A 25,820-nucleotide genomic window follows, 5' to 3' on the forward strand; every position below is an offset into this window, starting at 1 on the left:
ATTAATTGGGAGGGAACTTACTAAGAAATTTTATCTCATATAGATAGACGATATTTTTAATCGTCTCTCGCCTTCCCTCCCTGAGGCGAGGCCTTTGATATAAGGCGATTCCCCCCGGTTTTTTCCCCTTTAACCGGGGTTTTTTTTGTCTCTAGTTCGATAGTATGCTGATGAATCTTTGCTCCGGCTGACCCGAACCAATCAGTTAAAATGGCGGTAGCTTCTTCAATACCATATCCCACCATGCTAGAAAAAAGTTGCACTGTACAGTGTGGATATCGTTCTGTTAAGAAATACTTTACTTCTTTCAACGCATAAGCAGCTTGACTGCGACTCAGTTTATCTGATTTAGTTAACAGAACATGCACTGGTTTTTTTGTGAGCGAAAACCATTCTAGCATCTGTAGATCTAGCTTGGTCAAAGGATGGCGGATATCCATAATGAGTACCATACCGTACAGCACATCACGAGTCTGCAAATAAGTGCTGAGTAAATGCTCCCAATGCTGACGAATTGCTAAAGGCACTTTGGCATAACCATAACCAGGAAGATCAACCAGGAAGTTACTATCCTCAAGCCGGAAAAAATTAATATGCTGGGTCCGCCCAGGTGTTTTACTCACATAAGCAAGACGACCACGTTTGGCAAGAGTATTGATTGCACTGGATTTACCCGCGTTAGAACGCCCAGCAAAAGCAACTTCCACACCGGATGCCCGAGGTAAATCCCTCAGCTGATTGACGGTAGTATAAAAACTGATATTCTGAAATAACGACATATACCTATTTTCTACTGAACTATTTCAGACTTTTCTTGAGCAATAACCTTTAATCCTTCCAGTACTAAGTAGTCCACAATCATAGTAGGAATTTTAATATAAGGTAACAATAAAGCAGCACCTCCACCGCTGATAATGCAATTTAAAGTATCGCGACCCAAATTAGCTGAAAGCAACGTATACATATGGTCTAGTGCACCCGTCAATGCATGAACTACTCCGCTGTGAATGGCATCCGCAGTGTTAACCGGAAAATCTTGGAAACGACCTTCTTTTAACGTTAATAATGCAGTCTGGTTCGCGAGCGCCTGCTTCATTAAATTAAAGCCAGGCAAAATAATTCCACCTAAAAATTCTCCTCTATCAGAAAGAGTATCTACTGTCATTGCAGTACCTACATTGACCACAAGACAACCTTGTTGCCTCATTCTCCAAGCAGCGATCAAAGCCGCCCAGCGATCGCTACCCAATTGTGCTGGATTTGAGTAATGATTCCTGACACCACATTGATAAGCAGTTGCCGAAATCCAATGTGGTATTGCTTTCCAAATAGCAAACAAATTTAACAGCGCCGCTTCAGCAGAAGATCCCGCCACATTGGAAACGATAATAGCTGACGGCTCCGGTACATCTTGCCAAATTTGGCTCAGCAATAGGCGTTGGTTCTGAGCAACGATTCCTCGCTCATGCCAGTCATTACCATTGTGCAACCCCCACTTGATAGTGGTATTACCAGAATCTATAGCTAAAAGATAAGACATGGATTTTGTTTCAGTCTAATTTACGCAGACTGATCTCACCACCATTGAAACTTTGCTCGCCGATCAAAGTACTTACCAGTAATGATCCATCAGACGCAACACCACGGGCTATGCCTCGCTGTATAGAACCATTCGGTAAATGTAGCTCAATCAGTTTATTCTCAAAGGCATGATAACGTACCCATTCATCTCTAAATAATGAAAAACCCTTCTGATCGAAAGTATTCAATGTCGCTACCAATTCTCTCAATAAAACAGCCAACAATTTATTGCGATCAGGTATCTCATGAACAATGGTATAGATGTCTGTCGTCTTTTGATCTATCTTATTTTTAATATGATCAGGTAGCCTTAGATTGATCCCTATACCGATTACTGCAATAGCCGGTCCAAGCATGTCACCCTGCAACTCAATTAACACTCCCCCTAACTTGATAAACTCAAATAGTAGATCATTAGGCCACTTTAGAGTCACACCTTTGATCCCGACTGATATCAATGCTCGAACGACTGCAACACCTATCGCTAAACTCAAGCCAGATAGAAAATTGACACCTCGCTGAAACTGCCACGACAACGAAAAAGTCAGGCTGTCTCCTAAACCTGTATACCATTGCCGACCACGGCGTCCCCGCCCCTGAGTTTGCAGTTCGGCAGCAATGACATGAACTCTTCCATCATGAATGATGCTCTCTCTTGTAATCTCATGCAGCAGTAAAGTGTTAGTCGATTCAGTAACATCCAGGACTTGAATATGAAAGCGATCTGATTCTCCGGCCAGATGCGTCTGAATCACGGTTGTATCTAACCATTGCACAGGATTAAGCCAGCGATAACCACGGCCTGGAATTTTGTGAATAACCAACCCTAATCTGTCAAGATCATGCAAAGCATTTGAGATACTTGTGCGCGACATACCCAAAATCTGGGAAAGTTCTGTTCCTGAATGAAACTCGCCATCACTTAATCGTCTTAAAATAGCAAATGTAAGCGATTTCACATTTAGATCTGTGTAAAAATTTACGAGTATCCCAGAAAAAATGCTTTTATCCAGGTGAAATGGAAAGCGGAGTAATTTCTGATTGAGTATTCATGCTAATGGTTAATCTTACCACGAATACCTTCATATAGTGGCGTCCCCAAGGGGATTCGAACCCCTGTACTCACCGTGAAAGGGTGATGTCCTAGGCCTCTAGACGATGGGGACCAGAATATCTTAACAATGACTATCGAGAGATACTGGTGGAGATAAGCGGGATCGAACCGCTGACCTCTTGCATGCCATGCAAGCGCTCTCCCAGCTGAGCTATACCCCCGACTGAAGGAGAAAGGATTATACTGGTGCACTTGATTATTGTAAAGTTGAAGATCAATCTGGAAAGTAAGATATTTGTTGATTTATTCGTTTGAGGGTCTCTGTCCTCCCCAGTAACTCCAATATCGCATCAATTGAAGGCGTTTGTGTCTCGCCTGTTACAACTATACGCAAAGGCATGGCTACCTTTGGTAATTTGACATTAAATATTGTGGCTGCTTTTTTAATTTCATCATGGATAGCCTGGCGACTCCAATCAATAGAGGTAAATTTATCGATTAAATAAAGCAATATGGATTTTGCCTCCTGATTGAAATACTGAACTTTGAGTTCATGAGATGGTTCTAGTGGGCGGAAAAAATAAACAGCCGCATCAGCAAGCTCGCTAATCGTACTGACCCTTTCTTTAAGCAAGTTAATTATTTTCAATAAATATTGCTCATTAGGGATATTACAACCGTCTTTCTCAAGAAACGGTGTAATCATTTTGGCTATATGTAAATCATCTTCGTTTTTAAGATAGTGCTGATTAAGCCACATCAGTTTCTCCGGGTTAAATTTTGCTGGAGAACGACTTATTGTTGCTAAATCAAACCACTCGATCAGCTTATCAGTACTGAATATTTCTTCATCACCGTGAGACCATCCAAGTCGTGCGAGATAATTGACCAAAGCTTCAGGCAAATAGCCTTCTTCATGATAATTCATCACTGAAACTGCTCCATGCCGCTTAGATAGTCTTTCACCATCTGCCCCTAATATCATTGGCACATGTGCATACTGAGGTATAGGAGCGCCAAGTGCTTTAAGAATATTAATTTGGCGGGGTGTATTGTTGACATGATCATCTCCACGAATGACATGACTGATATTCATATCCAGATCATCCACAATAACACCAAAATTATAAGTGGGTATGCCATCACTTCTCAGCAGGACCAGATCATCAAGCTCACTATTGGCTACAACAATTTGGCCCTTGACCAAATCTTCAAAGACTACATGTCCATCTGTGGGATTCTTAAAGCGTATAACTGGCTTGACTCCATCTGGAGGAGTTTGTTTCGCATCACGCCAGCGTCCATCGTATCTTGGTTTTAGCCCAGCAGCACGTTGTTGCTCTCGTAACGAATCCAACTCTTCTTTGCTGGCATAACAGCGATAAGCTAGATTGTTCCGTAGTAATTGTTCAGCAACTTCATGATAACGCGCCAATCTCAGCATTTGATAGAAGGGACCTTCATCATAATCAAGACCTAGCCAAGCCATCCCATCAAGGATAGCTTGCACAGATTGTTGAGTTGAGCGTTCAAGATCGGTATCTTCAATTCTTAAAATAAATTTACCACCATGTTTGCGGGCAAATGCCCAAGAAAAAAGGGCTGTCCGAGCCCCTCCAATATGAAGATAGCCAGTAGGACTGGGAGCAAATCGTGTACGTACCATTATGAAAATGCTATGAGTAATATCAATTAGAAACAGAACAGTTTACGCAATTACGAAAGATAGTGTTCTATTGGAATATATTTTTTAATTTATATTTTTATTCTTAATAAAAAGCTCGAAATAAGTACAACTTAATGATCTTGCTTTATTCTTTTATTTAATCTCACACTATTTGCTATACTGAGCAACTTTAAAAAATTTCAAACAACATGAGTGAATATCTTTTTACTTCTGAATCTGTTTCTGAAGGACACCCTGACAAGGTTGCAGATCAAATATCAGATGCAGTTTTAGATGCTATATTAAGTCAAGATTCAAATGCGCGGGTAGCCTGCGAAACGATGTGCAGCACGGGGTTAATTGTTTTATCAGGTGAAATTACAACACATGCGTCAGTCGATTACAATGTAATTGCACGTGAAACAGTTAAAAAAATAGGTTATACCAGCTCCGAGATTGGTTTTGATTGGAATACCTGTGCTGTATTAACAGCATTTAATAAGCAATCACCTGACATTGCACGAGGAGTTAATCGTAGTAAAGAAGAAGAAATGGATCAGGGCGCGGGGGATCAAGGATTAATGTTTGGTTTCGCATGTGATGAAACCCCACAATTAATGCCAATGCCAATTTATTATGCTCATCGTTTGGTGGAAAGACAATCACAATTAAGAAAGAATGGACGGTTGCCATGGTTGCGGCCTGATGCCAAATCTCAAGTGTCGGTGAGATATATCAACGGTAAGCCGCAGCGGATAGATACAGTTGTCATATCAACTCAACATGATCCAGATATCTCTCATGCTACCCTGAGCGAGGCGGTTATCGAAGAAATTATTAAGCCTGTACTTCCCAAGGAAATGTTAAGTGGAAATATCCTGTATCTGATTAACCCAACGGGACGTTTTGTTGTCGGCGGACCTATGGGTGATTGCGGTCTAACAGGCCGTAAGATTATTGTGGATACCTATGGCGGTGCTGCTCATCATGGTGGCGGTGCTTTCTCTGGTAAAGATCCCTCCAAGGTAGATCGTTCTGCAGCTTATGCTGTACGTCATGTAGCAAAAAATATCGTAGCAGCTGGACTTGCCACTAAATGTGAAGTACAAGTTGCTTATGCTATCGGCGTTGCACGCCCAGTCTCTCTAATGGTTGAAACTTTCGGTACCGGAAAAATACCTGACGAGGAACTCGTTAAACTAATAGAGCAACACTTTGATTTGCGCCCAAGAGCAATTATCCACAAACTTAATCTATTACGACCGATTTACGAGAAAACTGCTGCCTATGGTCATTTTGGGCGGGAAGATCCAGATTTTACTTGGGAAAAAACTGATAAAGCGGCGCAGCTTCGCGTTGATGCTGGAATCTAATTGATTCAATTTCAAGAATAAAATCTACTTACTGAGATTACCATTCCCTATTTAAGTGTAAGCTTGAATTGTTCCCATAAACTGAGGAGCGCTGCAACGGCTATCAATCCGTCAGGCTCAGTTTATAAGGATAGCGAAAAAACGGCGCTCGTTCATTTTAGGAGAATTTAACTATGAACGGTCAATTCATTGATTACAGCGTTGCTGATATTTCCCTAGCAGAGTGGGGAAGAAAAGAAATTGCTATTGCTGAAACAGAAATGCCAGGCTTGATGGCATTGCGCCAAGAATATGCAGAACGAAAACCGCTGACAGGTGCACGAATAGCGGGATCATTGCATATGACAATTCAGACAGCAGTATTGATCGAAACACTTATTACTTTGGGCGCAGAGGTTCGCTGGGCCTCCTGCAATATCTTTTCAACACAAGATCATGCAGCAGCAGCCATTGCTGCAAAAAATATTCCGGTATTTGCCTATAAAGGTGAATCACTGGAAGATTACTGGGAATATGCTCACCGTATTTTTGAGTGGTCGAAAAGTGAAAAAACCAGCAACGCAAATATGATTCTGGATGATGGTGGCGATGCGACCTTACTACTAACACTTGGAAGTAAAGCCGAGAAAGACCCTTCAGCTATTGCAAATCCTACCAATGAAGAAGAACGCATGCTTTTTGCAGCGATCAAATCACGAATTAACAGTCAACCCAACTGGTATTCTGAAAAGCTTGCCAGCATCAGAGGCGTCACTGAGGAAACGACCACAGGTGTTCATCGTTTATATGAAATGCAAAAAAAGGGAGCTTTGCCATTCCCTGCATTTAATGTTAACGATTCAGTGACCAAATCAAAATTTGATAACCTTTATGGTTGCCGAGAATCGCTGGTGGATGGTATCAAGCGTGCTACCGATGTCATGATTGCCGGTAAAATTGCAGTGGTATGTGGCTATGGTGATGTGGGCAAAGGCTGTGCACAATCACTGCGGGGTTTGGGAGCGACTGTCTGGATTACTGAAATCGACCCAATTTGTGCACTACAAGCCGCTATGGAAGGTTATCGCGTAGTAACCATGGATGATGCATGCGATAAAGCGGATATTTTTGTGACTGCAACAGGTAATATCCGCGTGATTCATCATGATCACATGCTGAAAATGAAAAATCAGGCGATTATTTGTAATATTGGACATTTTGACTCTGAAATAGATATTGCCTCAATTCAGCAATATCAATGGGAAAATATCAAGCCACAGGTTGATCATGTCATTTTCCCGACAGGCCGTCGGATTATCGTATTAGCTCAAGGTAGATTGGTCAACCTGGGCTGTGCGACGGGTCATCCTTCGTTTGTCATGTCCAGCTCCTTTACCAATCAGGTACTGGCACAAATTGAGCTCTGGCAAAATGGAGAAAACTATCAGAAAAAAGTTTATGTATTGCCTAAGCACCTGGATGAAAAAGTAGCGCGCCTACACCTTGGAAAGTTGGGTGCAAAACTGACCGAATTAACCGACGAACAAGCACAATACCTTAATCTGGATAAAAATGGTCCTTACAAACCAGAAGCATATCGATATTAATCATGTATTAAAAGCAGGAACAATTTGAATATAATAAGATTCTTGCTTAAATAATACTTTTTGATAGAGGGGGGGTAGGTAATCATTTTTACTATCTTAGTAAGATTGCCCCCTTAACTTTGTAATGATCACAGATACTATAAGTTGAAATCACAGAAAGCTTTTTCGCCTACTTTTAGCTTTGAACTTTTCCCCCCACAAACCCCAGAAGGGGTGGAGAAATTACGAGCTGCGCGCCGCCAGCTTGCTCAGTTTAAGCCAAAGTTTTTCTCGGTCACCTTCGGTGCAGGGGGCTCCACTCGCGACCGGACATTTGAGACAGTATTAGAAATCCTGGCAGAAGGTCATCCTGCTGCGCCACATCTTTCCTGTATTGGTTCTACTCGAGAAAATATTTATTCAATCTTGAGAAAGTACCAAGAAAATGGGATTCATCACATCATTGCACTGCGTGGAGATTTACCTTCTGGAATGGCTCAACCGGGTGAATTCCGTTATGCAAACGAATTGGTTACATTCATTCGCAATGAGTTTGGAAATACCTTCAAGATGGATGTCGCAGCTTATCCAGAATATCATCCACAGGCTCGATCTGTTCAAGAAGATTTCAGGAATTTTAGAAATAAAATAGAAGCAGGTGCAGACTCAGCTATTACGCAGTTTTTTTATAATGCAGATGCTTATTTTCATTTTGTTGATATGTGCGAGGCTGCCAATCTGAATGTACCGATTGTCCCTGGTATTATGCCAATCAACAAATTTTCTCAACTAGTTAGATTTGCGGATAATTGCGGTGCTGAAATTCCTCGCTGGATCAGAAAAAAACTTGAAGGATATGGAGATGACATTGCTTCTATCCATGCTTTTGGGTTAGACGTGGTAACCGATTTATGTGAGCGGTTGCTTAAAGCAGGTGCGCCTGGACTTCATTTTTATACCCTTAACTCAGCTGTCCTGACTACAAAGATTTGGCAACGCCTTGGTTTATAAATCTATACCGCTCTTCTGCAGAATTTTTCTGATTTAACTGCCTCTATAAGCTTTGGGTATTATTGGAGGAAAATATAGATACAGCCATAACAGTTGAATAAAAAGATCACTCAGGTACACGCAATGACAACATTGTATTGGCATGATTATGAAACTTTCGGCTCTGATCCCAGATGCGACCGACCAGCTCAGTTTGCCGGTTTGAGAACTGATGAAGCACTTAATGAAATCGGTGATCCTCTAGTCATTTATTGCAAACCATCAAAAGATATTTTGCCACAACCCGATGCCTGTTTACTGACCGGAATTACGCCTCAAATAGCCGATCAACAAGGTCTCCCTGAGCCAGAATTCATTGCAAAAATTCACAAAGAACTGGCACAGCCCAGGACTTGTGGTGTTGGCTACAATACATTGCGCTTTGATGATGAAGTTACGCGCTTCACCCTATATAGAAATTTTTACGATCCTTATGGGCGTGAATGGCAACAAGGGAATTCGCGCTGGGATCTCATCGATTTGGTGCGCATGACTTATGCTCTCAGACCTGAGGGAATCATATGGCCTAGGCATGATGATGGTAGGCCCAGCTTCCGTCTCGAGGATCTAACAGCAGCCAATAATATTCATCATGATTCTGCCCATGATGCGCTATCAGATGTCAAAGCAACCATCAAGCTGGCGCGTTTGTTATGTGATAAACAACCACGTCTATATAACTGGTTTTTTCAGCTTCGCAACAAGCATAAAGCAGCTTTATTATTGGATCTAATCAATCACACCCCTGTTATCCATACTTCTCGTATGTATCCCTCAGAAACTGGCTGCACTACAATAGTAATGCCAATGATTCAAGAGCAGGGAAACGGTAACAGTATTTTGGTTTATGATCTGCGCCACAATCCAGCACCTTTTATAGAATTGAGTGTAGAGGAACTGGCAATACGCTTGTTCACACCCCAATCAGCATTACCTGAGGAAGTGTCACGCTTGCCTGTGAAATCAGTAAAGATTAACAAATGTCCTGCACTTGCTCCTCAGAATGTTCTCGATAAATCTACTGCATCACGAATTAATCTTAATGTAGAGGTTTGCAATCAACATTGGCAAATATTGCATAAAAATACGGCATTTATGCAGCGAGTAGCGCAAGCCTATTCTGGTATGGGATTTGAGACAGCTAGAGATGTAGATCTGGCACTTTATGATAATTTTTTCAGTGAGAGCGATCGCATTCTCATGACTGCAGTACGCGATGCATCGCCCTGGCAGCTTACACATAATCATTTTAATTTCCAGGATAAGCGACTCCATGAACTACTATTTCGATACCGTGCACGTAATTGGCCAGATACCTTATCGGCAAAAGAATTACAGCAATGGAGAGCGATATGCCATCAACATCTTACAGAGAAAAATTGTGGCAATAGTATTACTTTAATCGAATTCACCGAGAAAATAAGGTGTCTGCGTGAAACGCATGCAGAAAATGCTCATATTTTGCAAATATTGAACGCCATTGAGACATGGGGTAAAGAATTAGCTACAGCCAATAACATACCTTGGGATTTATTTAATATGAAAGAATAACTCCCATAGTAAATTCACATTCCTTAGAATTAACCCATGCCCTCTAATTACTCTCCATCGGAATCACATATGGGCTCAAACCAGGCTAATTTTTGATGTAATTTGACCACTTCTCCAACAATAATGAGCGTTGGGGGAACCAAGTTAGCAACCGAAGCAAGGGCAGGTAATGTTTCTAGCGAGCCAATTACGACGCGCTGTTTGTGAGTGGTTCCCTGCTGTATAATGGCTGCTGGTGTAGATGCTGGAAGACCATGCGCGATAAGCTGCTCGCACAGTACGGGTAATCCAAGCAATCCCATATAAATCACGATAGTCTGTTGCGGTCTGGCTAATGCCTGCCAATCTAAATTGATAGTGTTGTTTTTGAGATGCCCCGTAACAAAAATGCAGGATTGGGCATAATCGCGATGAGTAAGCGGAATACCTGCATAGGAAGCAACGCCTGATGCTGCTGTGATTCCTGGCACTACCTGAAAAGGAATATGATGCTGAGATAATGTTTCAATTTCTTCGCCGCCTCGGCCAAAAATAAAAGGATCACCTCCTTTCAGTCGAAGTACTCGCTTTCCTTCTTTTGCTAATCTTACCAATAAATGATTGATTGATTCTTGTGGTAAAACATGCTTATCGCGCTCCTTCCCTGCATAGATACGCGTTGCGTCGCGTCTTACCATATCGAGTATGGCTGGAGATACTAAACGATCGTATACGACAACATCAGCTTGCTGCATTAAACGCATCGCACAAAAGGTAAGTAAATCGGGATTACCTGGTCCGGCACCTACCAAATATACTTCTCCGCAAGGTAGTTCGCTTGTTTCGTGCTCAAGCGAGCTAAGCAAATATGCTTGCGCCTCCTGATCTTTTCCCGAGAAAATCATTTCAGCAAATGGGCCTTGTAAAATTTTTTCCCAGAATAGACGTCGCTTCTTGGGAGAGCTGAAACGGCGCTTGACATGCTCACGGAACTTAGTAGCATAATGGGCCAAACGACCATAAGCTTCTGGTATCAAAGTCTCCAGTCGTGCGCGTAATAACCTTGCTAATACAGGTGATGTTCCCCCACTAGAAATGGCCACTAGAATAGGGGAACGATCCAATATCGACGGCATGATAAATGAGCACAATGCGGGATCATCAGCGATATTAACCGGTATACCAAGTCGATTAGCGGTTTCAGAAACATATTGATTGACTGAGCGTTCATTCGTTGCAGCAAACACCAATACCACATCTCTCAGATGCATGGAGTTAAAAGTATCTGCATGATAAGCAATGCTGCCTCGCTGGAGAAGATTACTTAGCTCATCATTAAGATTTGGAGATACGACGCTGACTTGCGCTCCTGCTTTCAATAATAATACGGTCTTCCTGGCAGCAACCTCTCCTCCACCGACGACGAGACAGTTACGTTCTTTAATATTAAGAAAAATTGGCAGAAAGTCCATAGAATCGATAAATTTCTTATTTTGTTTATTGCTCGTTATAACATTCTCGTATATTGAAAAATTCTTGAGCTTCAATTTTTCCCGATAAGTAGATTTAACAGCGATAGGTTGATTAGCAATATACTAAATAAGTTATGTCGTTAAATCATAATCTCCTTTTTAGTTTTAGTACTTCATCAATTCTGAGATCCAATTTGCCTCGTTACCCAACAACTTGATCTTTTCATTAAGCCATGCTGGGTTAATTTGATTCTACTTGGTTATTTATCCCTGGACCGATGGCTCTCATATTTTTTTCGGCTCGACATCAGCAAGTCCTTCATACTAATTATTTACAAATTCTTTATAGGATATCAAGCGTTATTGAGCATGAGTACTGAGGTACGATCCCCCATCATTTATATCTTTTATCTATTGTAAATTAGCAGCAAGCTGAACCGCATTAGCAATCTGTTCTGCCCAATGATCAACTTTTTGCTTCATCCTGCCTTCTACCATTACCCTGATGAGTGGTTCAGTCCCAGACGCACGAAGTAATATTCGTCCATCGCTTCCAAGATCACTTTCTGCCTGCTGTGTAGACAAAGTAATCGTTACATCATTACGAAAATCAAAGCCTTTGGGAACATTCACATTAATTAACCGTTGCGGATATAGTACTACATCCTGCGTAAACTTCGCCAAAGTCAAGGATGTATCACGTAATGCATACAAAATTTGCAGCGCTGTAATGATTCCATCACCTGTTGTATGCTTATCGAGACATACAATGTGCCCAGAACCTTCTCCACCTAATTGCCAGTTATTCTTTATCAGTAATTCAAGCACATGACGATCACCAACGCGCGCTCTCATAAAAGGAATACCAAGCTCCCCAAAAGCTTTCTCAATAGCTAGGTTTGTCATGAGCGTGCCAACCACACCACCTTTCAGAATATTCTTTTGCTGACGATGTTTAGCAATAATATAAAGCAAAACATCCCCATCATAGATAGTTCCATCTTTATCAACCATCAATACACGATCACCATCACCATCGAGCGCGATACCAAGATCAGCTCCATGTTGCTTAACTGAATTCTGTAACGTGGTGATATGGGTTGCTCCACATTCGTGATTGATATTAAAACCATCTGGTTCTGCACAGATAGTGATGACATCTGCTCCCAGCTCAAGCATTACATGTCCAGCAATATGATAAGCCGCCCCATGAGCACAATCTACTACAATACGTAAACCACGAAGATCAAGATCATAAGGAAAGGTACTTTTGCAAAACTCGATATAACGCCCTGTTGCATCATTAAGACGTTGTACTTTCCCCAGTTTTGCTGAAGGCATTGTTTGAATTGGATTGTTTAATCCTGCCTCTATTTTAATTTCTATGTCATCAGGTAATTTGGTCCCTCCTGACGAAAAGAATTTCACGCCATTATCTTCGAACAGATTATGCGAAGCAGAAATGACAATTCCAGCTTGAAGGCGAAGAGCCCGGGTTAAATAAGCAATTGCAGAGGTAGGTAATGGTCCGGATAATAAGACATCGACACCTGCGGCAGAAAACCCTGCTTCCAGAGCAGACTCAAACATATAACCTGATACCCGCGTGTCTTTTCCTATCAGAACTGTTGGTCGTTCTCCTTTTGCAAGATGCCAATCAGAGGCGGCTAGTATTTTCCCAGCCGAATAACCAAGATGCATGATAAATTCAGGTGTGATGGGGAATTCCCCTACTCGTCCACGAATACCATCAGTTCCAAAGTATTTTTTATTCATTTTGCGAATTGAATCCTTAAAGCCAGAAGCTAATTACCCTCATTATTTCTTGTAATTAATGCATTATGAACCATGATAGCGTCCTTTGTTGCCTTAACATCATGGACACGTAGAATTTTGGCACCTTTAGTGACAGCAAATAAGGCTGCCGCTACACTCGCATGAACTCGGTTATCCACATCATTCCCAGTAATTGCTCCCAGCATGGATTTTCGCGATAACCCTGCCAGGATGGGCACGTTCATTTGCACAAACTGATCGAGATTTCGGAGTAACTCAAGATTATGTTTGAGTGTTTTACCAAAACCAAAGCCGGGATCTATGATGAGACGATGGTATGGAATACCACCTGAGACTGCAATATCAATGCGATGCTGGAGAAAGCTTTTAACTTCAGAAACCACATCAACATAATGAGGGCTTTCTTGCATGCTTCTTGGTTTTCCCTGCATATGCATTAAGCAGATTATTGCCTTACTTTTTGCGACAATTTCGATAGCACCTGGCGCCTGCAACGCATTCACATCATTTATTATGGACGCACCAGCGCTTATCGCAGCTTGCATGACTTCCGGTTTAGAGGTATCTACAGAAATTGGAATATTTTTTTGAGACAGAATCTCTACCACAGGTATTACACGGCGTAGCTCTTCTTCAAGACTAACACCTAAACTTCCAGGTCGCGTTGATTCACCTCCAATATCTAATATATCTGCGCCTTCTTGAATCAAACGTTCAGCAAGCTCAAGAGCCTTATCTGTTGTTGCGTAGAGGCCGTGATCGGAAAATGAATCAGGTGTTACATTAATGATCCCCATTACATAAGGACCATCAGTCAGTTTTAATTGTTGCAATTGGTTCACTGTAAGACTAAGAAAATCAGGTACCTAGCAAAATACCAAAAGATATACTATCTGGATAAAAAATATGGTCTGCGTACTAATTGATACGCAGACCATTTGATCTAGGAAAGCCTTTATTGATTATACTTCAGCTTCTTGTGCCGGTGTTTCAGTTGCAATAGCTCCTGCAGATTGCTTACCTTCTTTCTCCTTAACTGAAGCTGGAGATTGTGGCGATTGTGGGGGACGTGGTGGTCGTCCTTCCATAATGTCTTTGATTTGCTCGCTATCGATAGTTTCCCACTCAAGCAGTGCTTTAGTCATGGCTTCTATTTTATCACTGTTTTCCTCTATAAGTTTACGAGCAAGCGCATATTGCTCATCAATGATACGGCGAATTTCCATATCAACTTTTTGCATAGTCGCTTCACTTACATTCTTATGAGTAGTTACTGATCGCCCCAGGAACACTTCACTTTCATTTTCGCCGTAAACCATTGGTCCAAGTGTATCAGACATGCCCCATTGGGTAACCATTCTTCTGGCAGTTTCAGTAGCACGTTCAAAGTCGTTGGAAGCACCTGTAGTCATTTGATTCATAAATATCTCTTCTGCGATACGCCCCCCAAACATTACTGCGATAGTTTGCAGAATCTGGTCACGATCCATACTATATCTATCCTCAGCTGGCAGCTGCATCGTCACACCCAGTGCTCGTCCACGAGGGATGATTGAAACTTTGTGCACAGGATCAGTTTTTGGTAAAAGATAAGCTACCACAGCATGCCCCGATTCATGATAAGCAGTATTACGCCGTTCATTTTCAGGCATAACCACCGAGCGTCGCTCAGTACCCATCAGGATCTTATCTTTTGCGCGCTCAAAATCCTCCATATCAACTAAACGTTTGTTAGCACGTGCTGCAAACAACGCCGCTTCATTAACTAGATTTGCAAGATCTGCACCTGACATCCCAGGTGTTCCCCTTGCAATAATATCTGCATGGACATCTGGAGAAATAGGCACCTTCCGCATATGAACCTGAAGTATTTGCTCACGACCACGAATGTCAGGAAGTGGAACTGTAACTTGCCTATCAAAACGACCTGGACGTAACAAAGCGGGATCAAGTACATCAGGACGATTGGTTGCCGCAATCACGATTACACCCATATTGCCTTCAAAACCATCCATCTCTACCAGTAATTGGTTCAGTGTTTGCTCACGTTCATCATTTCCACCACCTAAACCAGCACCGCGTTGGCGACCAACTGCATCAATCTCATCAATAAAAATAATGCAAGGCGCATGTTTCTTGGCTTGTTCAAACATGTCTCTTACCCTGGATGCACCAACACCCACGAACATCTCGACAAAATCCGAACCCGAAATACTGAAAAAGGGAACTTTCGCTTCTCCTGCTATAGCCCGGGCTAATAATGTTTTTCCAGTTCCTGGATTACCCACCATTAAAACACCTCGGGGGATACGTCCACCTAATTTCTGGAATTTTGTAGGATCTCTCAGAAACTCAACTAACTCTGCTACTTCTTCTTTTGCTTCTTCGCAACCCGCAACATCTGCAAATGTCACGTGATTACTATTTTTATCCAACATCCTGGCTTTACTTTTACCAAAAGAAAATGCTCCGCCACTTCGTCCACCACCTTGCATTTGACGCATGAAGAAAATCCATACTCCAATCAGCAATAGCATAGGGAACCATGAAACGAATATGCTCATTAGCATAGAAGGCTCTTCTTCTGGTTTAGCTTCGACGATCACCCCTGCTCTGAGCAGATCACTGACTAGCCACGGATCTGACGGTGCATAAGTTATAAATTGCCGACCATCTGATTTGGTTCCTTTAAGCGTGCGCCCATCAATAATCACTTTCGCAATCCTGCCTTGATTCATTTCATTGATGAACTGAGAGTACTCCAGCGGCGCCTGTAATGATTGACGTACAGTGAATTGATTGAATACTGTCATTAGCACCAACGCAATCACCAGCCAAATAGCCATATTTTTAATTAGATTATTCATGATAGCCCCTTGGTTTGCACCTTAATGATGTGCCAGAATGTTAAATTTCTCATTCTAATCCTATTTTGTAATATTTGTGACAAAACTGGTTATTTGAAAGTATCTGGTTAAAACAAAACTTAATATCCGCCATTCAATTGACAAAACGAATATTCAGTCTAACAGATTTTCCCTAACCCCAATAAATATAGTTCGCTACTCCGATCTCGTGATGCCTTAGGTTTACGAATAACTACTTTTTTAAAGCTTGCTCGCATATCCTTCAGATATTGATCGAAATTACTTCCTTGAAAAAATTTGACAAGGAAATTCCCACCAGGGTTCAATTGCTCCCTGGAGAACATCAATGCCAATTCAGCAAGATAAGTACTGCGTGCATGGTCACTGACTCCTATACCAGCTATATTTGGTGACATATCTGAAATTACAAGATCTATGGAATAATTTCCAAGACAAATTTTAAATTTTTTCAGAATTGCTTCTTCGCTGAAATCACCCTGGATAAAAGTAACACCTGATAAGGAGGGCATCTCGAGTATGTCTAATGCAAAAACTCTCCCACTTTTTCCTATTTTTTCAATTGCTACTTGTGACCAACCGCCAGGTGCTGCGCCCAAATCTATAACTGTCATTCCTGGTTTAAAAAGTTGATCGCGCTCAGCAATTTCTTTTAATTTATATGCTGCTCGCGAGCGATAACCTTCTTTTTTTGCTTGTTTGACAAAAAAATCATTAACATGTTCTGTCATCCATGCTTTACTAGTTTTAGCAGACTTCATCACGTAGTAAAATAGAACTTTATAAAGAATTTATCTATGTTGAAACTTAATACTTCCCAACGCCGATCGCTTGCTGCGCAAGCTCATCACATTAATCCAGTCGTGATTATAGGTAAAGATGGTCTATCAACAGGCGTAATAAACGAACTCGATAGAAGTCTCTCAAGCCACGAGCTTATCAAAATTAAAATATTGAATGGAGATAGAAAAGAGAGAGCCATATTGCTTGAAGAAATCTGTCAGCGATTGGAAGCCTTTCCTATAAATCATATTGGTAAAATTCTAGTCATTTATCGTCCAGAACCCGAAGAAAGAGAGTCACCCGCTAAGATTTCTCAAGAAACCACCTTAATCACAAGAAACTAATCATTATCCTTCTAGAAGGTTCTAGAAGGAATTAATCAATACCCTAAATGTATTTTACATCCAGAATTTCATATTCCCTGATACCTCCTGGCGCTTCTACTACTGCTATATCACCCGCATACTTACCGATCAATGCACGGGAAATTGGAGAGCTGATAGAAATCTTTCCTTCTTTAATATCAGCCTCGTCATCCCCTACAATTTGGTAGGTTACTATCACTTCACTGTTCATATCCTTAAGATCAATCGTAGCACCAAAAACACAGGCGCCATCCGCATTTAGCAGCTCAGGGTTGATGATCTGAGCGTTTGAAAGCTTGGCCTCCAGTTCAGCAATGCGTCCTTCAATAAACCCTTGCTTTTCCTTTGCCGCGTCATATTCAGCATTCTCAGAAAGATCACCATGAGCACGCGCTTCTGCAATAGCGGCAATGACAGCAGGGCGCTGTACAGTTTTCATTTCATGTAATTCTGCACGCAGTTTTTCTGCGCCTATCACGGTTAATGGAACTGGACTCATAACACTTTTCCGCCTTTTATTATCGATTTTATATTATTTATTTGGAGTTCAATCTTTTTCATTATGCATGTAGTTTTTGTAAGTTATAGGCTTGCAACTCACGCATTTCAGCGATACCCATACACGCTGCACGAGCTCCAGCCATAGTCGTGTAATATGTAACTCTCGCTTGTAACGCAGCATGCCGGATCGAATATGAATCCTGAACTGCACTTCGCTTGTCGGAAACTGTATTAATAATCAGACAAATTTCTCCATTCTTGATCATATCAACGATATGTGGCCGACCCTCTGCAACCTTATTTATTTTATTAACCACTAAACCAGCCTCAGCCATCGCTTCAGCAGTACCATGAGTGGCATAAATATTGAATCCTAGTTTTGCAAATTTTTGAGCAATACTAACAGCCTCTGGTTTGTCACTGCCTCGCACGCTGATAAAAATTTTGCCAGTCATGGGCAACCGAACACCAGTAGCAAGTTGCGATTTAACGAATGCCTCTGCAAAAGTAGAACCCACTCCCATGACTTCCCCTGTAGATTTCATCTCAGGTCCCAATATAGTATCTACGCCGGAAAGTTTAGCAAAAGGGAAAACCGCTTCTTTCACTGAAAAAAAGGACAATTGAACTTCTTTTAAAATACCTTGATCGGCTATTTTCTTACCAACCATGCAGCGTGCAGCAATCTTTGCTAGCTGAAGGCCAGTTGCCTTAGAGACAAAAGGAACCGTACGAGATGCCCTGGGATTGACTTCCAGTACAAACACAGTCTCATTCTGAATAGCAAACTGTACGTTCATTAATCCTTTTACATTGAGAGCACGAGCCATCATTCCGGTTTGCCGACGCAATTCATCTTGCATGGCTGAGGAGAGATTAAAGGGAGGAAGAGAACAAGCAGAATCCCCTGAATGGACACCTGCCTGCTCAATATGCTCCATTATTCCACCAACTAAAACGGTTTCTCCATCAAATATTGCATCGACATCTACTTCAGTCGCATTGGTAAGAAAATGATCTAGCAGAACGGGTGAATCATTGGATACTTTGACGGCTTCACGCATGTAGCGCTCGAGATCACGTTGCTCATGAACAATTTCCATAGCACGACCACCAAGCACATAACTGGGACGAACGACTAAAGGATAACCAATGTCACTTGCTGCTGACAAGGCAGCCTCAGCGCTGCGCACTGTACGATTAGGCGGCTGTTTTAACCCTAACTTGTGAAGCATCTCCTGAAAACGCTCACGATCTTCGGCACAATCTATCATATCTGGACTGGTACCAATAATGGGGACACCATTAGCTTCAAGTTCCCGTGCAAGCTTAAGAGGCGTTTGACCACCATATTGCACAATAACGCCCGCCGGTTTCTCTATTGCTACAATTTCAAGCACATCTTCCAGCGTAAGCGATTCAAAATACAGTCGATCAGAAATATCATAATCTGTGGATACCGTTTCTGGATTACAATTGATCATGATGGTTTCATATCCATCTTCACGTAAAGCAAGCGATGCATGAACACAGCAATAGTCAAATTCAATTCCTTGACCAATTCGATTAGGCCCGCCACCTAGCACAACAATTTTCTTTCTGTCGCTGGGATTTGCTTCGCATTCCTCTTCGTAAGTGGAATATAAATAACTCGTATAGGTAGCAAATTCTGCTGCACAGGTATCAACATGCTTGTAAACAGGGCGTAAATTTTCTTGATGCCTACGTGCTCGCACAGCCGTCTCACTTGTATTAAGCAATTTGGCCAACCGCCGATCGGAAAAACCACATCGCTTCAATTTACGCAATGCCTGTAAATCGAGTGAGTCTAGCTTTTTATCTCTAAGCGCTTGCTCTTGTCTCACTAAATCCTCAATTTGTGAGAGAAACCAAGGATCAATATGTGTGAGATGATGAATTTCATCAAATGAAATATTACAACGGAATGCATCAGCAATATACCAGATGCGTTCAGAACCAGGATGACCTAACTCAGTTTCAATGGTTTCGATATCAGTGGTTTTTTCATCCAAACCATCTACGCCAGTTTCCAATCCACGCAATGCCTTTTGTAGTGATTCCTGAAAAGTACGGCCAATAGCCATTACCTCTCCTACGGATTTCATCTGGGTGGTTAGACGATCATTAGCTTGAGGAAATTTTTCAAAAGCAAAGCGTGGAACCTTAGTTACCACATAATCAATTGTTGGTTCAAAAGAAGCAGGCGTCATCCCTCCGGTAATATCGTTACCAAGCTCATTGAGCGTATATCCGACCGCCAGCTTGGCAGCAATTTTAGCGATGGGAAATCCTGTTGCTTTGGACGCCAATGCTGAAGAGCGTGATACACGTGGATTCATTTCAATAACCAACATACGACCATCTTGCGGATTGATGGCAAATTGCACATTGGAGCCACCCGTCTCTACACCAATTTCACGCAACACTGCAATAGATGCATCACGCATGCGCTGATACTCTTTGTCAGTGAGCGTTTGTGCTGGCGCAACTGTAATCGAGTCACCGGTATGGATACCCATTGGATCAAAATTTTCAATAGAGCATACAATGATGCAGTTGTCATGTTTATCACGCACCACCTCCATTTCAAATTCTTTCCAGCCAATGACTGATTCTTCGATAAGGAGCTCCTTAGTTGGGGAAATATCCAATCCACGCTCGCAAATTTCAACGAATTCTTCACGATTATATGCAATACCTCCCCCGCTGCCACCCAAGGTGAATGATGGCCTAATAATAGCAGGATAACCAATCATGGCTTGGACTTGTAATGCTTCTTCCAGGCTATGCGCGACTGCAGAACGTGCTGAATTTAACCCAATTCGCGACATCGCCTCTTTAAATTTTTCCCGATCTTCAGCTTTATCAATGGCCTCACGGGACGCGCCAATGAGCTCCACACCATATTTTTCGAGAACACCATGTTTAACCAGATCAAGCGCGCAATTCAGGGCTGTTTGCCCCCCCATTGTTGGCAATAGGGCATCAGGACGCTCAATCTCAATAATCTTCTCAATCATCGTCCAAGTGACGGGTTCGATATACGTTGCATCGGCTATTCCTGGATCAGTCATAATAGTCGCAGGATTGGAGTTAATCAGAACAATACGATAACCTTCTTCACGCAAGGCTTTGCATGCCTGCACACCGGAGTAGTCGAATTCGCAGGCCTGACCAATGACAATTGGCCCAGCTCCGATGATGAGAATGGATTTTAAGTCAGTACGTTTAGGCATATTCCTCTAACCAGGCAATCTGTAAAACTGAGTATGTATACAAGCTACTATGATTCAAATTGGCTTTTTTTACGTTGATTCATCTGACCGATAAAACGATCGAATAAATAATCCACATCGTGCGGACCAGGACTCGCTTCCGGATGCCCTTGAAAAGTAAAAGCCGGATTTTCAGTAAGTTCAAAGCCTTGCAAGCTATTATCAAATAGCGAAAGATGGGTAATACGTGCGTGGGATGGAAGCGTATTTATATCTACAGCGAATCCATGGTTCTGACTTGTGATGATCACTCGACCATTGTCCAGATCTTGGACAGGGTGATTTGCACCATGGTGACCAAATTTCATTTTGATTGTTTTAGCGCCAATTGCAAGTGCAAGTATCTGATGGCCCAGGCAAATACCAAAAAGTGGGATTTTTTCTTCCAGCAACCTTTGGGTAGTATTAATCGCATAATTACAGGGTTCTGGGTCACCAGGTCCATTTGATAAGAATATACCATCAGGCTGCAAGGCTAGAATTTCATTTACCGGTGTTTGTGCTGGAAATACTGTTACTTTGCAATGACGTTGCACCAGCTTTCGCAATATGGTGCGTTTAATTCCATAGTCAAGAGCAGCAACATGGAAGTGTGTTGTTTGCTGGATATGATACCCACCCCCCAACTTCCATTCACCCTCCTTCCATTCGTACGCTTGATTGCAGCTAACGACCTTCGCAAGATCCATACCGGCTAACCCTGGAAATGCTCTAGCTTCCTGCAATGCTTTGGATTCATCGATCTTACCAGCCATAATACAGCCTGCTTGAGCCCCTTTTTCTCTTAAAATACGTGTAAGCTTACGGGTATCAATCTCAGCAATGGCAACAACTTTCTGATTTTTGAGAAAGGTAGGGAGTGATTCAGTTTTTCGCCAATTACTAGAAACGGCAGGTAAATCACGCACCACTAAACCGGCAGCATAGACTTTGTCTATATTTGATGATTCTATATCTTCTGAATTAGTCCCAGTGTTACCAATATGGGGATAAGTAAGTGTGATGATTTGACGACAATAGGAAGGATCAGTAAGAATTTCTTGATAACCTGTCATAGCTGTATTAAAAGCAACCTCGCCAGTAGTTACCCCTTCAACACCGACAGAAATTCCATGAAAAACAGTGCCATCTTCCAAAACGAGGATAGCACGTGGATGTTGTGACACAAAAGGCTCCTTGTGGATCTGACCAGACATAAAGACGTAAACTTGCAATGTCCACGTTCAAAATCTCTATTGATTATACGTGAGATAAAGTGAGTTTTCTATGAACAGTAAGCATACTGTCAAGTAAACAAAATTATAGCATTATCAACAAAACACTTTTTAGTTATTATCAGCCCTCTAAATTAGGTGTGATCAGATCAATTTTTTGCTGACAGAAAGAAAATAATATCCTTAAAGGAGATTGAGTGATAAATAATATTGGCTTTATTGGTTTAGGTATCATGGGGACGCCCATGGCAGGACATCTTATTCGTGGTGGGCACAAATTATTTCTGCACTCTCGTAGCGGCGTACCTGAGGAACTTATCAAACAAGGCGGCAAGAATTGCGCTTCACCCAAAGAAGTCGCTCAAAATGCAGAAATTATTTTTCTGATGTTACCTGATACACCTGATGTTGAAAAAGTTTTATTTGGTCATAATGGAATCGCTGATGCTTTGAATGAAAATCCTGCTAAAAAAATAATTGTGGATATGAGTTCTATCTCTCCTCTCGAAACCATAAAATTCGCGACCAGAATCAATCAACTAGGTTGTGATTATGTGGATGCTCCTGTTTCGGGAGGTGATGTGGGCGCGAAGAATGCTACACTAACCATCATGGTCGGAGCCGACGAAAGTGTATTTGAAAAAATAAAGCCCATACTTGGTTTGATGGGACAAACAATCACGTTGATAGGTGCTAATGGTACGGGTCAAATTTGCAAAATTGCTAACCAGATTATAGTTGCGCTTACAATAGAAGCGGTAGGCGAGGCACTCCTGTTTGCATCCAAGGCGGGCGCTGATCCGGCAAGAGTGCGACAAGCTTTGCTGGGAGGTTTCGCCTCCTCACGTGTTCTTGAGGTTCATGGAAATCGCATGATCAAACGTTTATTTGATCCAGGATTCCGGATCGAATTGCAACAGAAAGATCTCGCTATCGCCCTTTCATGTGCATCTGACTTAGGCGCAAGTTTACCCAATACAGCTACAACCCAATCGCTTTATAATGCATGCATTGCTCATGGAGGCGCCAAGTGGGATAACTCCGCCCTTGTTTGTATTCTTGAAAAATTAGCCAATCATCAAATAAAAGAATGATATCGACCTATGTCCCGTTTCGAATTAGTCAGTAAACTGCGCTCCTTTCTTCCTCATAATGCTGTTCTATATGAAACGGAGGATTTAAAACCGTACGAATGTGATGGTTTATCTGCATATCGGCAAACCCCGATGATCGTTGCGCTCCCTCAAACAGAAGAAGAAGTGATCAAGATTCTACAGATTTGCCATGCCACCAAAACTCCGGTAGTTGCGCGTGGTGCAGGAACGGGTCTATCTGGTGGCGCGCTGCCTCATAATGAAGGTATTTTGCTATCGCTTGCCAAATTGAAACACATACTTGAAATCGATCCAGTAGCACGCACGGCACGTGTACAACCAGGGGTAAGGAATTTGGCGATTAGTGAGGCAGCTGCACCATACGGTTTGTATTATGCTCCTGATCCTTCATCACAAATAGCGTGCACGATTGGTGGTAACGTAGCTGAAAATTCTGGCGGAGTACATTGTCTGAAATATGGATTGACGGTACACAATATTCTCAAGTTACGAGTGCTAACCGTGGAAGGCCAAGCAATCGAAATTGGAAGTAGCGCACTCGATAGCCCAGGCTATGATTTGCTGGCTTTAATGACAGGCAGTGAAGGACTGCTAGGTATCATCGCCGAGATCACAGTTAAACTCCTTCCCAAACCTGAAAAAGCACAATTAGTGATGGCAGCATTTAATGATGTCCAAAAAGCTGCAGACGCTGTAGCTAACATCATCAGCGCCGGAATTATTCCGGCTGGTATGGAGATGATGGATAAAATCACTATCCATGCAGTGGAGGATTTTTTGCATGCCGGCTATGATTTAGATGCTGCTGCCATCCTATTGTGCGAAGCCGATGGCATGACAGAAGAGGTCGCAGATGAAATTCAAAAGATAAGTACAATCATGCAGGATAGTGGCGCAATCAAAATCAGCATTTCACGCGATGAATCAGAGCGACTGCGTTTCTGGGCGGGACGCAAAGCCGCTTTTCCCGCTGCCGGTAGAGTATCTCCCGATTACTACTGCATGGATGGCACGATTCCTCGCAAGCGCTTAGCCCAAGTATTACGTGACATTGAAACCCTTTCTGCTGAATATGGATTGCGCTGTTTGAATGTTTTCCATGCGGGTGATGGTAATTTACACCCTCTAATACTTTATGATGCCAATCAACCTGGAGAATTAGAGAAAACCGAAGCTTTCGGAGCTAGAATATTGGAAATATGTATCGAAGCTGGCGGAACGATCACTGGAGAGCATGGCGTTGGAGTAGAAAAGTTGGATCAAATGTGTCTTCAATTCAAATCTGCAGAACGAAACCTATTTCATGCAATCAAACAAGCTTTTGATCCAGATGGCTTACTAAATCCCGGAAAAGCTATTCCATCGCTTCATCGCTGCGCAGAATTAGGAGCTATGCATGTACATCGTGGAAAAGATAAATTTCCAACGATACCTAGATTCTGATTGAGCAATGCACTAGGAAAATCCCTCCAAACCACATTATCTTTTCTACCTTATGCCAAAGGCGGTTGAACACTTTATTCATGCTATTAATGCTGCGGTGAAAAACAAAAAACCGCTCTATATACGTGGCGGTAACAGCAAACATTTTTATGGTGGCCAGTTGACTAGTCAAGCGTCCGACACACTCGATGTAGCAACTTATTCCGGTATCGTAAATTACGAACCGAGTGAACTTGTCGTAACCGCACGAGCAGGTACACGCTTGGCTGATCTTGAAACGATATTATCCGAACATCATCAGATGCTGGCTTTTGAGCCGCCTCATTTTGGTGAAAATGCAACATTGGGTGGCTGTATCGCTACCGGGCTATCTGGACCCCGAAGAGCATATACTGGAGCAGTCCGTGATTTTGTGCTCGGGGTACGCATGCTTGATGGCAGAGGGGATGATTTACATTTTGGCGGGCAGGTAATGAAAAATGTTGCTGGTTATGATGTTTCACGTTTTGTAACAGGCGCAATGGGGACCCTAGGAGTTCTGTTGGAAGTTTCACTCAAGGTATTGCCGCTACCATCAATGGAAATAACTCTAGGCATGCAGATGAAAGAATCCGAAGCGATTGACAAGATGCATCAATGGGCAAGTAAACCATTACCTATTTCTGCCACCTGCTTTTATAATGATAATCTTTTTGTGAGACTCTCCGGCGCCGAGTCTGCCGTGCATGCCGCCCGTCTTAAACTTGGTGGAGAAGAAATTAAACAAGGAAAATCGTTCTGGCAATCCATACGTGAGCATACTCACCCCTTCTTTCATTCGGGGGGGAGACTGTGGCGCTTATCAATCAAATCTTCTACCCCGAAGCTATTATTGCCAGGACAACAATTATTAGAATGGGGTGGTGCATTGCGCTGGCTGGCGAGCGATGAAAATTTAAATGAAAAAGCAATTCGATCGCAAGCAGAAGCTGCAGGCGGACATGCCACCTTGTTTTATGGTGAAAAATCCTCTGCTCAGGTTTTTCATCCCTTAACTACTTATATGATGACACTCCATAAGCGCTTGAAACAAAAATTTGATCCTGCCGGAATATTCAACCCAGGACGAATATATTCGGAGTACTAAACCA

Annotated in this window: 20 protein-coding genes, 2 tRNA genes and 1 riboswitch; of the genes, 8 read left to right on the forward strand and 14 right to left on the reverse strand. The window is 42.2% G+C overall.

What is annotated here, in order from left to right; all coding sequences use genetic code 11:
* Positions 1-56 precede the first annotated feature (56 nt).
* The 6 genes from yihA to gltX form a co-directional block, all read right to left on the reverse strand.
* Positions 57-779 (reverse strand): ribosome biogenesis GTP-binding protein YihA/YsxC, encoded by a 723-nt coding sequence (gene yihA, locus R2Q26_RS07800; protein WP_317535766.1) that lies wholly within the window; start codon positions 777-779, stop codon positions 57-59.
* Between the two features lie 11 nt (positions 780-790).
* The gene (locus tag R2Q26_RS07805; RefSeq protein ID WP_317535767.1) at positions 791-1,540 is read right to left on the reverse strand and encodes a type III pantothenate kinase; all 750 of its coding nucleotides are present in this window, start codon (positions 1,538-1,540) and stop codon (positions 791-793) included.
* Positions 1,541-1,550: 10 nt separating this feature from the next.
* Positions 1,551-2,540: a biotin--[acetyl-CoA-carboxylase] ligase gene (locus R2Q26_RS07810; RefSeq protein WP_317535768.1), complete on the reverse strand. Its 990-nt coding sequence runs from the start codon at positions 2,538-2,540 to the stop codon at positions 1,551-1,553.
* 131 nt (positions 2,541-2,671) lie between these two features.
* Positions 2,672-2,747: transfer RNA gene (locus R2Q26_RS07815), tRNA-Glu, on the reverse strand.
* A gap of 33 nt (positions 2,748-2,780) precedes the next feature.
* Positions 2,781-2,856, reverse strand: a tRNA-Ala gene (locus tag R2Q26_RS07820).
* A 53-nt stretch (positions 2,857-2,909) separates the two neighbouring features.
* A complete protein-coding gene (gene gltX / locus R2Q26_RS07825) occupies positions 2,910-4,301 on the reverse strand; it encodes a glutamate--tRNA ligase (RefSeq protein ID WP_317535769.1) in 1,392 nt (463 codons plus the stop codon).
* A 209-nt stretch (positions 4,302-4,510) separates the two neighbouring features.
* Here gltX and metK point away from each other — a divergent pair, with 209 nt between their 5' ends.
* The 4 genes from metK (at position 4,511) to sbcB (ending at position 9,840) form a co-directional block, all read left to right on the forward strand.
* Complete coding sequence (gene metK, locus R2Q26_RS07830) at positions 4,511-5,674, forward strand: methionine adenosyltransferase (protein WP_317535770.1); 1,164 nt, start codon at positions 4,511-4,513, stop codon at positions 5,672-5,674.
* Between the two features lie 77 nt (positions 5,675-5,751).
* A riboswitch (S-adenosyl-L-homocysteine riboswitch) is annotated at positions 5,752-5,831 on the forward strand.
* Positions 5,832-5,847: 16 nt separating this feature from the next.
* Entirely contained in the window at positions 5,848-7,260 is a 1,413-nt protein-coding gene (gene ahcY / locus R2Q26_RS07835) for an adenosylhomocysteinase (RefSeq protein WP_317535771.1), read from the forward strand.
* A gap of 144 nt (positions 7,261-7,404) precedes the next feature.
* Entirely contained in the window at positions 7,405-8,250 is an 846-nt protein-coding gene (metF, locus tag R2Q26_RS07840) for a methylenetetrahydrofolate reductase [NAD(P)H] (protein ID WP_090566500.1), read from the forward strand.
* 123 nt (positions 8,251-8,373) lie between these two features.
* Positions 8,374-9,840 (forward strand): exodeoxyribonuclease I, encoded by a 1,467-nt coding sequence (gene sbcB / locus R2Q26_RS07845; protein WP_317535772.1) that lies wholly within the window; start codon positions 8,374-8,376, stop codon positions 9,838-9,840.
* Between the two features lie 47 nt (positions 9,841-9,887).
* On the opposite strand, the gene cysG is transcribed toward sbcB, so the two are convergent.
* From cysG to R2Q26_RS07870, 5 genes are all read right to left on the reverse strand, one after another.
* The gene (gene cysG, locus R2Q26_RS07850) at positions 9,888-11,291 is read right to left on the reverse strand and encodes a siroheme synthase CysG (protein ID WP_317535773.1); all 1,404 of its coding nucleotides are present in this window, start codon (positions 11,289-11,291) and stop codon (positions 9,888-9,890) included.
* Positions 11,292-11,702: 411 nt separating this feature from the next.
* Positions 11,703-13,067: a phosphoglucosamine mutase gene (gene glmM, locus R2Q26_RS07855; RefSeq protein ID WP_317535774.1), complete on the reverse strand. Its 1,365-nt coding sequence runs from the start codon at positions 13,065-13,067 to the stop codon at positions 11,703-11,705.
* Between the two features lie 29 nt (positions 13,068-13,096).
* Positions 13,097-13,930 (reverse strand): dihydropteroate synthase, encoded by an 834-nt coding sequence (gene folP, locus R2Q26_RS07860; protein WP_317535775.1) that lies wholly within the window; start codon positions 13,928-13,930, stop codon positions 13,097-13,099.
* Positions 13,931-14,050: 120 nt separating this feature from the next.
* A complete protein-coding gene (gene ftsH, locus R2Q26_RS07865; RefSeq protein WP_317535776.1) occupies positions 14,051-15,955 on the reverse strand; it encodes an ATP-dependent zinc metalloprotease FtsH in 1,905 nt (634 codons plus the stop codon).
* Positions 15,956-16,113: 158 nt separating this feature from the next.
* Entirely contained in the window at positions 16,114-16,734 is a 621-nt protein-coding gene (locus R2Q26_RS07870) for an RlmE family RNA methyltransferase (RefSeq protein ID WP_317535777.1), read from the reverse strand.
* Between the two features lie 36 nt (positions 16,735-16,770).
* On the opposite strand from R2Q26_RS07870, the gene yhbY reads away from it, so the two are divergent.
* The gene (gene yhbY, locus R2Q26_RS07875) at positions 16,771-17,100 is read left to right on the forward strand and encodes a ribosome assembly RNA-binding protein YhbY (RefSeq protein WP_317535778.1); all 330 of its coding nucleotides are present in this window, start codon (positions 16,771-16,773) and stop codon (positions 17,098-17,100) included.
* A 43-nt stretch (positions 17,101-17,143) separates the two neighbouring features.
* Here the strand turns inward: yhbY and greA are convergent, their stop codons facing one another.
* From greA to carA, 3 genes are all read right to left on the reverse strand, one after another.
* Positions 17,144-17,620 carry a transcription elongation factor GreA gene (gene greA, locus R2Q26_RS07880; protein ID WP_317535779.1) on the reverse strand — a complete coding sequence of 159 codons (477 nt, stop codon included), beginning with the start codon at positions 17,618-17,620 and terminating at the stop codon, positions 17,144-17,146.
* A gap of 61 nt (positions 17,621-17,681) precedes the next feature.
* The gene (gene carB, locus R2Q26_RS07885; RefSeq protein ID WP_317535780.1) at positions 17,682-20,879 is read right to left on the reverse strand and encodes a carbamoyl-phosphate synthase large subunit; all 3,198 of its coding nucleotides are present in this window, start codon (positions 20,877-20,879) and stop codon (positions 17,682-17,684) included.
* Between the two features lie 47 nt (positions 20,880-20,926).
* The gene (gene carA, locus R2Q26_RS07890; RefSeq protein ID WP_317535781.1) at positions 20,927-22,084 is read right to left on the reverse strand and encodes a glutamine-hydrolyzing carbamoyl-phosphate synthase small subunit; all 1,158 of its coding nucleotides are present in this window, start codon (positions 22,082-22,084) and stop codon (positions 20,927-20,929) included.
* A gap of 248 nt (positions 22,085-22,332) precedes the next feature.
* Here carA and R2Q26_RS07895 point away from each other — a divergent pair, with 248 nt between their 5' ends.
* Genes R2Q26_RS07895 through glcE form a run of 3 tightly spaced genes read left to right on the forward strand, consistent with a single transcriptional unit; the run spans position 22,333 to position 25,816 of the window.
* On the forward strand, positions 22,333-23,226 hold the full coding sequence (locus R2Q26_RS07895; protein ID WP_411182331.1) for a 2-hydroxy-3-oxopropionate reductase: 894 nt from the start codon (positions 22,333-22,335) through the stop codon (positions 23,224-23,226).
* 9 nt (positions 23,227-23,235) lie between these two features.
* Positions 23,236-24,690 carry an FAD-linked oxidase C-terminal domain-containing protein gene (locus tag R2Q26_RS07900; RefSeq protein WP_317535783.1) on the forward strand — a complete coding sequence of 485 codons (1,455 nt, stop codon included), beginning with the start codon at positions 23,236-23,238 and terminating at the stop codon, positions 24,688-24,690.
* A 52-nt stretch (positions 24,691-24,742) separates the two neighbouring features.
* Positions 24,743-25,816, forward strand: coding sequence for a glycolate oxidase subunit GlcE (glcE, locus tag R2Q26_RS07905; protein WP_317535784.1), 1,074 nt, complete (start codon positions 24,743-24,745; stop codon positions 25,814-25,816).
* Positions 25,817-25,820: the final 4 nt, after the last annotated feature.

The sequence above is a fragment of the Nitrosomonas sp. Is37 genome, from assembly GCF_033063275.1.
Taxonomy (GTDB): domain Bacteria; phylum Pseudomonadota; class Gammaproteobacteria; order Burkholderiales; family Nitrosomonadaceae; genus Nitrosomonas.

What these genes read in the sequence shown, in the direction of transcription:
- metK (WP_317535770.1), top strand. Translation starts at nt 4,511, where the DNA reads ATGAGTGAATATCTTTTTACTTCTGAATCTGTTTCTGAAGGACACCCT.
- sbcB (WP_317535772.1), top strand. Translation starts at nt 8,374, where the DNA reads ATGACAACATTGTATTGGCATGATTATGAAACTTTCGGCTCTGATCCC.
- glmM (WP_317535774.1), bottom strand. Translation starts at nt 13,067, where the DNA reads ATGAATAAAAAATACTTTGGAACTGATGGTATTCGTGGACGAGTAGGG.
- R2Q26_RS07805 (WP_317535767.1), bottom strand. Translation starts at nt 1,540, where the DNA reads ATGTCTTATCTTTTAGCTATAGATTCTGGTAATACCACTATCAAGTGG.
- carB (WP_317535780.1), bottom strand. Translation starts at nt 20,879, where the DNA reads ATGCCTAAACGTACTGACTTAAAATCCATTCTCATCATCGGAGCTGGG.
- yihA (WP_317535766.1), bottom strand. Translation starts at nt 779, where the DNA reads ATGTCGTTATTTCAGAATATCAGTTTTTATACTACCGTCAATCAGCTG.
- ftsH (WP_317535776.1), bottom strand. Translation starts at nt 15,955, where the DNA reads ATGAATAATCTAATTAAAAATATGGCTATTTGGCTGGTGATTGCGTTG.
- R2Q26_RS07900 (WP_317535783.1), top strand. Translation starts at nt 23,236, where the DNA reads ATGTCCCGTTTCGAATTAGTCAGTAAACTGCGCTCCTTTCTTCCTCAT.
- ahcY (WP_317535771.1), top strand. Translation starts at nt 5,848, where the DNA reads ATGAACGGTCAATTCATTGATTACAGCGTTGCTGATATTTCCCTAGCA.
- gltX (WP_317535769.1), bottom strand. Translation starts at nt 4,301, where the DNA reads ATGGTACGTACACGATTTGCTCCCAGTCCTACTGGCTATCTTCATATT.
- R2Q26_RS07870 (WP_317535777.1), bottom strand. Translation starts at nt 16,734, where the DNA reads ATGAAGTCTGCTAAAACTAGTAAAGCATGGATGACAGAACATGTTAAT.
- greA (WP_317535779.1), bottom strand. Translation starts at nt 17,620, where the DNA reads ATGAGTCCAGTTCCATTAACCGTGATAGGCGCAGAAAAACTGCGTGCA.
- cysG (WP_317535773.1), bottom strand. Translation starts at nt 11,291, where the DNA reads ATGGACTTTCTGCCAATTTTTCTTAATATTAAAGAACGTAACTGTCTC.
- glcE (WP_317535784.1), top strand. Translation starts at nt 24,743, where the DNA reads ATGCCAAAGGCGGTTGAACACTTTATTCATGCTATTAATGCTGCGGTG.
- yhbY (WP_317535778.1), top strand. Translation starts at nt 16,771, where the DNA reads ATGTTGAAACTTAATACTTCCCAACGCCGATCGCTTGCTGCGCAAGCT.